Below are 12,654 nucleotides of genomic sequence, written 5' to 3' on the forward strand. Positions count from 1 at the left end.
TTGGAAGAGACGACAGCTGCGATCAAAACCTATCCCGCACAACAGCAGATGAACGCCCGGTCAACGCACCATGCAAGGGCGCTTCGGGTCGAACTCCCAGTCCTCGATCAGGTACTGCATCGCGATGGCGTCGTTGCGCGCGCCGAGGCCGTGTTCCAGGTACAGCCCGTGTGCCGCCGCCAATGCGTCGCGGTCGAGCTCGATGCCGAGGCCGGGGCGCGTGGGTACGGCGATCTGGCCGTCGGCGATGCGCAACGGCTCCTTGGTCAGCGCCTGGCCGTCCTGCCAGATCCAGTGCGTGTCCAGCGCGGTGATGTCGCCCGGTGCGGCCGCGCCGACGTGGGTGAACATCGCCAGCGAGATGTCGAAGTGGTTGTTCGAGTGCGAGCCCCAGGTCAGCCCGAAGTCGTGGCACAGCTGCGCGACCCGCACCGACCCGGCCATCGTCCAGAAGTGCGGGTCGGCCAACGGTATGTCGACCGCGTCCGTCCGGATCGCGTGCGCCAGTTCGCGCCAGTCGGTCGCGATCATGTTGGTCGCCGTGCGCAGACCGGTCCGGCGTTTGAACTCCGCCATCGTCTCCCGCCCGGAGAACCCGGCCTCGGCGCCGCACGGATCCTCGACATAGGCGAGTACGTCGTCCAGCCCCGAGCAGACCGCGACGGCTTCCCGGAGCAGCCACGCCCCGTTCGGGTCGACCGTGATCCGCGCGGCCGGAAACCGCTCGTGCAAAGCCCGCACCGCGTCGATCTCCACGTGCGGGTCGAACACCCCACCCTTCAACTTGAAGTCCACAAACCCATACCGCTCCTGAGCCGCCTCCGCCAACGCCACCACAGCCTCAGCAGTCAACACAGGCCGCCGCCGCAACTCCAACCACCGATCCCTACCCCGAACACCACCGTCGGCACCGCCCCCACCGGGCGCACCGCGGTCGGCGCCGCCCCCACCGTCGTCCATCCGGTAGGGCAGATCCGTTTGCTCCACGTCGCCTACGTAGAACAAGTAACCCAGTACTGGGACTGTGGTGCGTTGCTGGCCTTCGCCTAGTAATTCGGCGACCGGTACGCCGAGATGTTGGCCGAGCAGATCGAGCAGCGCGGACTCGAGGCCTGTTACAGCATGCACCGTCGTGCGGAGGTCGAAGGTTTGAAGTCCGCGGCCCCCGGCATCTCTGCCTTCGAATGTGGTGGAGATGGAGCGGAGCAGGCTGCGATACCGGATGAGTGGTTGGCCTATCAGCAGCGGGGCCGCGTCGCGGATCGTTCTCGCGATCTTCTCGCCACCCGGCACCTCGCCCAGCCCGACGTTCCCGGTGCTGTCGGTCACGATCACGACGTTACGTGTGAAGAACGGACCGTGCGCCCCGCTCAAATTGAGCAGCATGCTGTCGGACCCGGCGACCGGCACCACCTCCACCGAGGCGACCGTCGGCGTCACTTGACCTTGCCGATCAACGCGGTGAGCTGCCGCACCTCGTCCTCCGTCAGGTCCTGCAGCGGCGGGCGCACCGGCCCGGCGTTGCGGCCGATCGCGTTGACGCCGGCCTTCACGATCGACACGGCGTACCCCTTGGTCCGGTCCCGGATGTCCAGATACGGCAGCACGAACTCGTTCAGCTTCCGATAGACAGCGGAACGATCCTGCGCGATCACGTCCGCGTAGAACCCGAGCGCGAACTCCGGCACGAAGTTGAAGATCGCCGACGAGTACGTGCTGTACCCGAGCTGCAGCAGCGGCAGCGCGAACGTCTCCGCGGTCGGCAGCCCGCCGACGTACGTGAGCCGCTCGCCGACCCGCGCGTACGTCCGAGTCATCTGCTCGACGTTCCCCACACCGTCCTTGAGACAGACGAAGTTCGGGTTCCGGTCCGCCAGCTCCGCGACCGTCACGTCGGTGAGGATCGCGTTCGCCCGGCTGTACACGGTCACCCCGAGGGTCGTACTGCGGCACACCGTCGACACATGCTCGATCAGACCACGCTGACCGGCTTCTGTCAGGTACGGCGGAAACAACAGGATCCCGTCCGCGCCCGCAGCCTCGGCGGCGTGCGCTCCCTCCACGGCCGACGCGGTCCCGCCGGTCGCCGGCGCGATCACCGGGACCCGGCCGTTCACCTCCGACACAGCCGTCCGTACGACGGTGTCGATCTCCGTCGGCGTCAACGAGAACCCCTCGCCGGTGCCGCCCGCGGCGAACAGGCCCGCGACGTCGTACTGGCTCAGCCAGGACAGGTGCTCGCGGTACGACGCCTCGTGGAAGCTGAGGTCCGCGTGGAAGGCCGTGACGGGGAACGAGAGCAGCCCGGTCTTGAGTTGCGCGGCGAGTTCTGCGGGGGAGAAGTGGGTCACGCGGTCAGCGTAGGAACGCGGACGGATACCTGTCCAAGATCGATTGTGGATCTAATGATGCTCTGAGAGCATCGTGAGCACGCGCTGCAGCACCGGGCTGTTCGCGTCCCGCCGCCAAATCGCATGCAGCTCGACCAGGTCGCCGGGGCCGTCCAGCTCGCAGTACGTCACGCCCTCGACGCCGAGGTTGCGGGCCGACGCGGGTACGAGCGCGACCCCGCGGCCGGCCGCGACCAGCAGGATCACGGTGAGGATCTGCTGCACCCGTTGTTCGATCCGGGGATGCGCGTCGGCGAGGAACCGGACCGTCAGCTCGTGGAAGTACCGGGCCTGGGTCGGTGAGTAGCTGATCACCCGCTCGCCGTCGAAGTCGGAGGCGGACAGCGGCCGGCCGAGTGACCCGAGCCGATGGTTGCCGGGGACAACAGCGCACAGCGGTTCGCGGAACACGATCCGGGACGCGAGGACGTCGGAGTCGAACGGCGGCCGGCCGAGCCCGAGATCCAGTTCGCCGCGCAGCAAACCGTCGAGCTGCGCGGGGGTGACCCGCTCGTGCAGGATCACGTCGACGTCCGGCAGTTCCTCGGACATCCGCCGCAGCAACGGACCCAGGGTGCGGATCGCGGAGGTCGCGGTGAACCCGAGCCGCAGCGTCCCGGCGGCTCCTTGATCCACTCGGCGGGCGAGGTCGCCCGCGGTCTCGACCAGTGCCAGCAGGCGCCGCGCCTCGACCAGGAACGCCTGTCCCGCCTCGGTCAGCTCGACCTTCCGGTTGTCGCGCTCCAGCAGGCGCGCGCCGACTGCCCGTTCGAGTTTCTGCACTTGGCGGCTCAACGGCGGCTGGGTCATGTTCAGCCGCTCGGCGGCGCGCCCGAAGTGCAGCTCCTCGGCGACGGCGACGAACGCACTCACCTGATCCAGCGAGAACATGATTCCCGAAAGGTATCACTCGATGCCCAATCGGCCTTGGACACGCATGATCCACCCTCCCTACGCTCACGCAATCGGCCGAGAGAAGGAACTCGTGTGAGCAAGGTTGCGCGCATCGAACTGACCCCGGTTGCGTTCGCGGATCCGCCGTTGCTGAACGTCGTGGGCGTGCACGAACCGTATGCGCTCCGGACGATCGTCCAGGTGTGGACCGACGACGGGCTGGTCGGCCTCGGTGAAACCTATGCATCGGACGACCATCTCCTGCGTCTGAAGGCGGTCGCGGACGTCCTGCCTGGACTCGACGTGTTCGACCTCAACGGGCTGCGACGGCGCGTGCGCGACGTACTGATCTCAGCCGGCGCGCAGGTCGGCGGAATGCTCAACCTGCAGGATCCGGTAGACGTGGTGCTGTCGCCGTACGAGGTGGCGCTGCTCGACCTTCAGGGCAAGCTGCTGGACCGTCCCGTTGTGGATCTGCTCGGCGGGGCGGTGCGGGACGAGGTTCCGTTCAGCGCGTACCTGTTCTACAAGTGGGGTGCGCATCCAGGTGGCGAGGCCGACGCGTGGGGTGAGGCGCTCGACCCGGACGGGATCGTGCGGCAGGCCCGGAAGATGATCGACGAGTACGGCTTCACGGCGATCAAGCTGAAGGGTGGCGTGTTCCCGCCGGGGCAGGAGGCAGAGGCTGTCCACGCATTGGCCAAGGCGTTCCCGGAGCACATGCTGCGGATCGATCCGAACTGCGCGTGGACTGTGGAGACCTCGGTACGGGTCGCTCGGGAGCTGACCGGCGTACTCGAGTATCTGGAGGATCCGACGCCGGGTATCGACGCGATGGCGGCCGTGGCGCGGCAGACCGAGCTTCCGCTGGCGACGAACATGTGTGTGATCGCGTTCGCGCATCTCAAGCCGGCGGTGCTCGCGGACGCGGTCCAGGTGGTGCTGTCGGACCATCACTACTGGGGCGGGCTGCGGCGGTCGCAGTTGCTCGCGGGGATCTGCGACACGTTCGGGACGGGGTTGTCGATGCACTCCAATTCGCACCTCGGGATCAGTCTGGCCGCGATGACGCATCTCGCTGCGGCGACGCCCAACCTCACGTACGCCTGCGACACGCATTACCCGTGGAAGACGGAGGACGTCGTCAAACCCGGCGTACTGGCGTTCGAGTCCGGGAGTGTGCGGGTGCCTCGCGGTCCCGGGCTCGGGGTCGAGTTGGACGTCGACGCGTTGGGGGCGTTGCACGAGCAGTACCTGGCGTGCGGGATCCGGAAGCGCGACGACACGACGTACATGCGGACGATCGATCCGGGGTTCAGCCCGAACACGGCGCGCTGGTAGTCACACGGGCCAGCCGTTCGCGGACAGGGCGTTGAGTACGGCGGTGCGCTGCGGGTTGGGCGCGACCGGCGACCACGAACGCCACCGGGACCAGGGCCACAGCACCGATCGCCAACCCGACCGCGATCTGCCAGGCCCCGTTGAGCAGCTCGAAGAACGCGAACACAGCCAGCAGGATCGGCGCCCCGAACTCGACCCGCCGCCGCGGCGGCACCGGCTTACGGGCATGCACCAACTGCGCCAAGGCGACCTCCCGGAGACCCCGGAAATCTACCGGGACCGCGGGTCAGCGCGCAGCCGGTCGCGGGTGTTCGCCAGGTGCACGCGGGCCGCGGCCCGGGCCGCCTCGGGTTCACCGCGGGCGATCGCGGCGTGGATGTTCTCGTGCTCGTGGATCACCCGCGTCAGGTGCTCGCGGTCCGACATCTCGTACGCCGGGTCCAGCCGGGTCCGCGGCAACATGATCATCATCGGCCCGAGCTCGGCGATCAGGTCGCTGTAGAACCGGTTGCCCGAAGCAACGGCGACCTTGAGGTGGAACGCGAAGTCCGCCTCCACCGAGCGGCTCGGGTCGTCACCCACCCGCCGGAAGTCGTCCAGCGCCCGTTCGATCCCCTTGAGCTGATGGCCGGTACGCCGTACCGCCGCCAGCCCGGCCGCCTCGCTCTCGACACCGATCCGGAAGTCCATCAGGTCCAGGACGTCGCGATGCGACCGCACCGCGCGCAGTCCCGGCGTACGCTCCGGAACCTCGAGCACGAACGACCCGCGGCCCTGGAACGTCTCGACCAGCCCGGCCGCCTGCAGCCGCGACACCGCCTCCCGTACGACGGTCCGGCTGACGCCGAACTCCGCGACCAGGCCGTTCTCACCCGGCAGCTTCTCGCCCGGCGCGATCTGCCCGTCGAGGATCCGCCGCTTCAGCTCGTCGACGACCTGATCAGCCAACCCGCTCACGAGAACTCGCACCGGTCGACGGTCCAGCGCGCGCACTGCTCACTGGTGGTGAACCCGAGACCCGGCCGGTCCGGGACGAGCATCCGTCCGTCGACGGTCTCCAGACGCTCGTTGAACAAGGGATTCAGCCACTCGAAGTGCTCGACCCAGGGCTCGCGCGGGTACGCCGCCGCGAGGTGCAGATGGATCTCCATCGCGAAATGCGGCGCGAGCTGGAGACCGTTGTGGTCGGCAAGTGTCGCCAGCTTCAGGAACGGCGTGATGCCGCCGATCCGCGGCGCGTCGGGCTGGATGATGTCGGCGGCCCGTGCCTCGATCAGCCGGACGTGCTCGCCGACGCTCGACAGCATCTCGCCGGTCGCGACCGGGGTGTCCAGCGCTCGCGCCAGCTCGGCGTGCCCTTCGGCGTCGTACGCGTCCAGCGGCTCCTCGATCCACACCAGGCCGAACTGCTCCAGCACCCGGCCGATCCGCAACGCCGTCGGCCGGTCCCACTGCTGGTTCGCGTCCACCATCAGCGGTACGTCGTCCCCCAGGTGTTCCCGTACGGCGCGGACGCGCTCGAGATCGATCCGCGTCTCCGGTTGACCGACCTTGATCTTGATGCCGCCGATGCCGTCGGCGAGCGACTTCGAGGCGCGCTCCTTCACCTCCTCGATCGGCGCGTGCAGGAACCCGCCGGAGGTGTTGTACGCGCGGACCGAGTCGCGGTGCGCGCCGAGCAGCTTGGCCAGCGGCAGGCCCGCGCGCTTCGCCTTCAGGTCCCACAGCGCGATGTCGATCGCGGCGATCGCCTGTGTCGCGACGCCGGACCGGCCGACCGAGGCGCCGGCCCAGAGCAGCTTGTCGTACACCTTCGCGATGTCCGACGGGTCCTCGCCGATCAGGTTCGCCGCGATCTCCTTCGCGTGCGCGTACTGCGCCGGTCCGCCGGCCCGCTTCGAGTAGCTGAACCCGATCCCGTGCTGGTCCTGCTCGGTCGCGATCTCGGCGAACAGGAACACCACCTCGGTCATCGGCCGCTGCCGCCCGGTCAGCACCTTGGCGTCGCTGATCGGCTGGTCGAGCGGGAGGACGACGGACGAGAGCTGCACGTGCCGGATGCGGTCCATGTCAGGTGATCGTACAAGTGGTCAGCTTGTACGACAAGTGAATGTTGACGCCGCCGTAACGCCAGGGAACCGGCGCGGAAACACGAGCCGGAGAAGCTGCTGCACCGCCGACAGCGTGGTCGCGCGCACACTTCTGTTCTGGGGAAGGAAGCAGCCATGGAGATGTCGGAGCGGATCCTTCCGCCGTCCCGCACGCCAGGCAAGGACTCGGACGACAAGATTCCGGTCTGGGTACTGCTCAGCGCGCTGGGCCGCGCCGGCATCCAGCCGGACGATCCCCGGGTCCGGGCGGCGATGGCCGACGTCCGCGCTCCCGACGGGCGGCCGGTCGGGATCGACTCCCAGCCGGTGGAGCTCGACCACCAGCAGTACGCCGCGATCGCGCACCACGGTGACGGCCTGATCCGGCGGGCGCTGAACGGTGAGCTGGCCGTTCCGCCGTCGGAGTTCCGCGACCTCGCGCGCGGCATCGAGGCGATCTACGCCGACGTACTGCCGAACCGCGACGGCCAGGTCGCCGACTACATCCCCACGCTGCGGGACGCCGACCCGGAGCGGTTCGGGATCGCGATCTGTACGGCGGACGGCCAGACGTTCTCGATCGGTGACGCGGACCTCGGGTTCAGTGTGCAGTCGACGTCGAAACCGTTCAGCTACGCGATGGCGCTCGAGCAGCTCGGGTCGACCGAGGTGCACCGGTGGGTCGGGCAGGAACAGAGCGGCGGGACGTTCAACGACTACCGGCTGTCGCTCGGTGAGGGGCGGCGGCCGCACAACCCGATGATCAACGCCGGCGCGATGGCGACGCTCGCGCTCGTCGATCACGACAAGCAGACGAGCGACCGGTTCCGCACGGTGCGGGAGACCTGGACGCGGATGATGGGGCGGGCGCCGGGGTTCGACCAGGAGACGTACCTGGCGGAGCGGGCCACGGGCGACGGGAACCGCGGGCTGGCCAGCCTGATGAAGGCCGCCGACATGCTGAAGGCCTCCGGGGAGGACGGAGCCGCCAGGACCGCCGACTTCTACTTCCAGGTCTGCTCGCTCGAGGTGGACGCGCAGCGGCTGGCCGCCGCGGGCGCCACGCTCGCGAACGGCGGTGTCTCACCGTACTCCGGTGAGCGGGTGTTCTCGCAGGAGACCGCCGGGCGGGTGCTGTCCGTGATGGGGCACAGCGGCATGTACAACGACTCCGGGAAGTTCTCCGACCAGGTCGGGCTGCCGGCCAAGAGCGGTGTGTCCGGCAACGTGATGCTGGTGGTGCCGTCGAAACGGCTCGCGGTGGTCACGTTCTCGCCCCGGCTGGACGCGGCCGGCAACTCGGTGCGCGGCGTCGAGGTGTGCCAGCGGCTGGTCAACGACTTCGGCCTGCACCCGTACCGCGGCCTCGGCGCCGAGCGCGGGCGGCAACTGGCCGGCGGGCTCAACGCGGCCGACCGCCGGGGGGAGGCGGCGAGCGCCGCCTACCGCGCACAGGCCGGCATGGCGAGGCCGGGAACCGGCGGTGCGGTCCACGGCACCGATGGCGAGCGGACCACGGGCACGGGGGCGCGGCGCGCCGCACAGCCCGGCCAGCAGCTCTGATCGCGGATCCCCAGGCCATCACAATCCAGCGGCCCCCGCCACGTCGAGCGTGACGGGGGCCGCGGTGCCGCGATTGTGATGGCCTGGCGGTCCGCTACTCGACCGTGACCGACTTCGCCAGGTTGCGGGGCTTGTCGACGTCGTGGCCGAGGGCAACGGCCGCGTAGTACGCGATGATCTGCAGCGGGATCGTCAGCAGGATCGGGTCCAGCTCGGGCTCGTTCTTCGGTACGACGATCTTCGCCGCGACCCCGTCCGGGACCTCGACGCCCGGGTGCGTGACGACGTACAGCGGGCCGGACCGGGCGCCGATCTCGTGCAGCGCGCCGATGTTCCGGTCGAGCAGCTCGTCGTCGGGGACGATCGCGACGCTCGGCACCTCCGGCGAGATCAGTGCCAGCGGACCGTGCTTCAGCTCGGACGTCTGGTACGCCTCGGCGTGCCGGTAGGAGATCTCCTTCAGCTTCTGCGCGCCCTCCCGCGCGACCGGGTACCCGCGGGTCCGGCCGACGAAGAACAGGCTCTCGTGCTGCGCCAGCCGCCCGGCGATCTTGGCCAGCTCCTCCTCCTGCGCGACGATCTGTGCGATGTGCTCGGGGAGCTTCTTCAGCCCGTCGATCAGCCGGCGGCCGTCGGCGGGGGAGACGTCCCGGATGCGGCCGAGGTGGATGCCGAGCATCGCGAACCCGACCGCCATGTTGGTCAGCGCCTTCGTCGACGCCACCGAGACCTCCGGGCCGGCGTGCAGGTAGACACCGCCGTCGACCTCGCGGGCGATGCTCGACCCGACCGCGTTCACCAGGCCGATCACCCGACCGCCCTTGCGCTTCAGCTCCTGCACCGCGACCAGGGTGTCGAGGGTTTCGCCGGACTGCGACACCGCGACGTACAGCGTGTCGCGCTCGACCACCGGGTTGCGGTACCGGAACTCCGAGGCCGGCTCGGCGTCGGCGGGGATCCGGGCGACCTCCTCGATGAACTGCGCGCCCATCTGGCCGGCGTAGTACGCCGAACCGCAGCCGAGGATCTTGACCCGCTTGATCTCCCGGGCCTCGCGGGCGTCCATGTTCAGGCCGCCGAGGTGCACGGTGTGGAAGCGCTCGTCGAGGCGGCCGCGGATCACCCGGCCGACGGCGTCCGGCTGCTCGTGGATCTCCTTCATCATGAAGTGCTCGTGCAGGCCGCGCTCGTACTCGTCGGCCTCCCACTCGACCGTCTTCGCGGTCTTGGTGGTCGGCGAGGCGTCCTGGGTGAACGTGCGGTAGCCGTCGGCGCGGACGGTCGCCAGCTCGCCGTCGTCCAGGTAGACGACCTGGCGGGTGTAGCGGATCAGGGCGGCCGCGTCGGAGGCGATGTGCATCTCGCCGTCGCCGATGCCGAGGATCAGCGGGCTGCCGTTGCGGGCGACCACGATCCGGTCCGGGAAGTCGAGGTCGATCACCGCGATGCCGTAGGTGCCCTCGATCCGGCGCAGGCTGGCCAGCACCTTCTCCTCGAGGGTGTCGCCGTCGGCCTGCTCGATCAGGTGCGCGAGCACCTCGGTGTCGGTCTCGGAGCGCAGCTTGACGCCGGCGTCCTCGAGCTGTGCGCGGATCGCGGCGGCGTTGTCGAAGATGCCGTTGTGCACGACCGCGATCCGCTCGTTGCCGCTGGCGTGCGGGTGCGCGTTGTCCTTGCTCGGGCCGCCGTGGGTGGCCCACCGGGTGTGGCCGATGCCGAGCTTGCCGCCGAACCGCTTGGGCAGCGACGCCTCCAGCTCACGGACCCGGCCGGCGTCCTTGTGCACCTTCAGTTCGCTGGACCCGAGCACGGCGACCCCCGCCGAGTCGTAGCCGCGGTACTCGAGCCGGGCCAGGCCGTCCACCAGGATGGGCGCGGCCGGCTTGCTGCCGACGTACCCGACGATTCCGCACATGTAGTGGTGCCCCTTCGTAGGTTCGGTTGAGCGGCCCGTCAGCCGTAGACGATCCGTCGCAGCTGGCGGGCGGAGAGTTCGGGTGAGCGGACCGGCCAGTGCCGGAGCTCGGTACCGAGGCGGGCGAAGATCTCGTCGTTGCGGGCGCCGTAGGTTTGCAGCTCACGGTGCCGGCGCCGGACGTACTCCTCGGTCGTCTCGGTGAAATAGGCCAGTACGTCGGCGACCACGCGCCGCGCGACATCCGCCGGAAGTCCGGTGGTCCGGCTGACCTGCTCGGCCAGCTCGTCGACCGGTTCCACGGCCGCCGCCTCACTGATCACCCGTCAACCATGCAGTCTCTGGCGGGGCAACGCAAAGCATCTGCCCGAAATCGGGCAAATTCCCTGACGAATCAACGGCAAACCGGTCGGTCTCCGGATCTTGCCGGTCGATCCCGGTGGGCGTACGAATGGCTACGAACGGCACTTGTTCCGGCACCGTCCGGGCCGGCCCTCGGGGACAGGGCTTGTGTGTGGATCGGCCCGCCCGGCGATGTCTCGTCGCTTCGGGAGGTCCGTCATGCGCAGATCCACTGTCATGGCCGCGATCGCGGTCCTTGCTCTTGTCACCGCCGGCGGCACCACAGCGACCGCCCGGCAGGTGGCCCCTACACCGCTCCGGGGCGGGTCGATCGCCCTGTCCGGAGCCGATGCACGCGCCTTCGCCGTACCGCCGGGCATGGTCGAGCTCTGGACCGCCCAACGGCCGGGTGGCGGCACCCAGACGCGGTACCAGCAGATGGTCGGCGGCGCCTCGGTGCTCGGCGGCCAGTTGACCGTCCTGACCGACAGGGCCGGCCGGACCGACGCCGTGATCGGCGCCTACTTCCCCGGTCTGAAGGCGAAGAACAGCGCCACCGTGTCCGCGGCGAGCGCCCGGGGCATCGCGGCCAAGCGGGTCGGCAGCGCCGGCAAGTGGTCGTCTGCGCTGCGGCTCGACCCACGCGACGGGACGCTGTTCCACGAGGTCGAGAGCCAGCGGCCTGACCAGCGCTGGGTGCAGTGGGTCGACGCGGGCAGCGGCGCCGTCAAGAAGCAGTACGACGCTGTGGCGCACGGCGACGGCGTCGGCGTCAAGGGCGACACCAAGCAGCTCGACACGCTGCGGATCGGCGGGACGTTCTACCTGCGCTCGCAGGACCGGCGGCAGGAGACGTACGACGCGATGAACAAGGCGGTCCTGCCCGGCACGATCATGACCGACGCCGACGACCACTGGAACTTCAACCTGCCCACGTTCCGGACCCCGAGTCAGGCGCCTGGCGTGGACGCGCACTACTACGCAGGCGTCACCGACGACTTCTTCGGGGAGGTGTTCGGGCGCAACAGCATCGACAACCAGGGCATGACGATCGTGTCGACCGTGCACTTCGCGAACCGGTACTGCAACGCGTTCTGGAACGGCGAGCAGATGACGTACGGCGACGGCGACAACAAGACCTGCCTGCCGCTGTCCGGCGGGCTCGACGTGGTCGGGCACGAGCTCACCCACGGCGTCACCGAGTTCACCTCGAACCTGATCTACGAGGACGAGTCCGGTGCCCTGAACGAGGCGTTCAGCGACATGATGGGCAATACGATCGAGTTCTACGCCGCCGCGAACGGGCGTGACCCGGCCGGGACACCGGACTGGCTGATCGGCGAGGACGTCATCCTCTCGCCCGACATCAGGCCCGGGTTCCGGAACATGGCCGACCCGCAGGAGGACGCCGATCCGGACCACTACAGCGAGTTCATCGTCACCGAACTGGACAACGGCGGCGTGCACTCCAACAGCGGCATCCCGAACCACGCCTACTACCTGGCGGTCAACGGCGGGAAGAACGCCGGTTGCGCCGGGAGCCTGAGCGGGCACAGGCACACGGCCGACTGTGACGTGACCGTGCCGGCGATGGGCCTGAGTACCGCGCGGTCGGTGTTCTACCAGGCGTTCACCAGTCTGCCGGAGTTCGCGAACTTCTGCGACGCACGCAACGCCACCGCGGCCGTCGGCGGGGCCGCCGGTTCCGCCGCCTGGGCGGCCGTCGGCGTCCACGCCGGTTGTACGCCGGCGACGCCGCCTCCGCCGCCGTGTGTGAGTGACCCCGACGCGCAGATCCCGTTCGAGTCGCCGCACCCGTACGGCAACAACGCGGACTGCACGTGGACCTACGACCACGGCGCCGCCGGGTTCGCGTTCCACTTCAGCCTGCTCGACACGGAGAAGGACTTCGACTACGTCATCGTGTACGACGGCAACGGCAACGAGCTCGCGCGTTACACAGGTCTCGACCGCAACGGCGCCACGTCGCCGTGCATCGGCACACCGACCGGTGTGGTCCGCCTGATCAGCGACTCGTCCGTCACCGCCCAGGGCTTCACCGTGGACGCCGCGGTCGCCTGCTGAGGTCGCTCCCGAGATGTGACGGAGTCGGACGTCC

At 69.3% G+C, this 12,654-nt stretch carries 11 protein-coding genes; 3 read left to right on the forward strand and 8 right to left on the reverse strand.

Annotation, left to right across the window (positions count from 1 at the left end; all coding sequences use genetic code 11):
• Window positions 1–60: 60 nt before the first annotated feature.
• From BJY22_RS17650 to BJY22_RS17660, 3 genes are read right to left on the reverse strand one after another with little or no spacing between them, the layout of a single operon-like run.
• Entirely contained in the window at window positions 61–1,440 is a 1,380-nt protein-coding gene (locus BJY22_RS17650; RefSeq protein WP_337758754.1) for an enolase C-terminal domain-like protein, read from the reverse strand.
• Complete coding sequence (gene kdgD / locus BJY22_RS17655) at window positions 1,437–2,351, reverse strand: 5-dehydro-4-deoxyglucarate dehydratase (RefSeq protein ID WP_167208143.1); 915 nt, start codon at window positions 2,349–2,351, stop codon at window positions 1,437–1,439. The genes BJY22_RS17650 and kdgD overlap by 4 nt, the downstream gene beginning before the upstream one ends.
• A gap of 51 nt (window positions 2,352–2,402) precedes the next feature.
• Entirely contained in the window at window positions 2,403–3,281 is an 879-nt protein-coding gene (locus tag BJY22_RS17660; RefSeq protein ID WP_167208146.1) for a LysR family transcriptional regulator, read from the reverse strand.
• A gap of 96 nt (window positions 3,282–3,377) precedes the next feature.
• Between BJY22_RS17660 and BJY22_RS17665 the strand changes: the two genes are divergently transcribed.
• Window positions 3,378–4,625 (forward strand): enolase C-terminal domain-like protein, encoded by a 1,248-nt coding sequence (locus BJY22_RS17665; protein WP_167208148.1) that lies wholly within the window; start codon window positions 3,378–3,380, stop codon window positions 4,623–4,625.
• Here BJY22_RS17665 and BJY22_RS17670 read toward each other — a convergent pair.
• From BJY22_RS17670 to BJY22_RS17680, 3 genes are read right to left on the reverse strand one after another with little or no spacing between them, the layout of a single operon-like run.
• Window positions 4,600–4,869: a hypothetical protein gene (locus tag BJY22_RS17670; RefSeq protein WP_167208150.1), complete on the reverse strand. Its 270-nt coding sequence runs from the start codon at window positions 4,867–4,869 to the stop codon at window positions 4,600–4,602. The two genes, BJY22_RS17665 and BJY22_RS17670, sit on opposite strands and share 26 nt — an antisense overlap.
• Window positions 4,870–4,895: 26 nt before the next feature.
• On the reverse strand, window positions 4,896–5,594 hold the full coding sequence (locus BJY22_RS17675; RefSeq protein WP_167208152.1) for an FCD domain-containing protein: 699 nt from the start codon (window positions 5,592–5,594) through the stop codon (window positions 4,896–4,898).
• Entirely contained in the window at window positions 5,579–6,694 is a 1,116-nt protein-coding gene (locus BJY22_RS17680) for an L-talarate/galactarate dehydratase (RefSeq protein WP_167208153.1), read from the reverse strand. The genes BJY22_RS17675 and BJY22_RS17680 overlap by 16 nt, the downstream gene beginning before the upstream one ends.
• A gap of 156 nt (window positions 6,695–6,850) precedes the next feature.
• Here BJY22_RS17680 and glsA point away from each other — a divergent pair, with 156 nt between their 5' ends.
• Window positions 6,851–8,278 carry a glutaminase A gene (gene glsA / locus BJY22_RS17685; RefSeq protein ID WP_167208155.1) on the forward strand — a complete coding sequence of 476 codons (1,428 nt, stop codon included), beginning with the start codon at window positions 6,851–6,853 and terminating at the stop codon, window positions 8,276–8,278.
• A gap of 94 nt (window positions 8,279–8,372) precedes the next feature.
• Here the strand turns inward: glsA and glmS are convergent, their stop codons facing one another.
• Both glmS and BJY22_RS17695 read right to left on the reverse strand, forming a co-directional pair.
• The gene (gene glmS / locus BJY22_RS17690) at window positions 8,373–10,193 is read right to left on the reverse strand and encodes a glutamine--fructose-6-phosphate transaminase (isomerizing) (protein WP_167208157.1); all 1,821 of its coding nucleotides are present in this window, start codon (window positions 10,191–10,193) and stop codon (window positions 8,373–8,375) included.
• 38 nt (window positions 10,194–10,231) lie between these two features.
• On the reverse strand, window positions 10,232–10,516 hold the full coding sequence (locus tag BJY22_RS17695; RefSeq protein WP_475418530.1) for a hypothetical protein: 285 nt from the start codon (window positions 10,514–10,516) through the stop codon (window positions 10,232–10,234).
• Between the two features lie 238 nt (window positions 10,517–10,754).
• On the opposite strand from BJY22_RS17695, the gene BJY22_RS17700 reads away from it, so the two are divergent.
• Window positions 10,755–12,620: a M4 family metallopeptidase gene (locus tag BJY22_RS17700; RefSeq protein ID WP_167208159.1), complete on the forward strand. Its 1,866-nt coding sequence runs from the start codon at window positions 10,755–10,757 to the stop codon at window positions 12,618–12,620.
• Window positions 12,621–12,654: the final 34 nt, after the last annotated feature.

Origin of the sequence: Kribbella shirazensis (assembly GCF_011761605.1) — a bacterium.
Taxonomy (GTDB): Bacteria; Actinomycetota; Actinomycetes; order Propionibacteriales; family Kribbellaceae; genus Kribbella; species Kribbella shirazensis.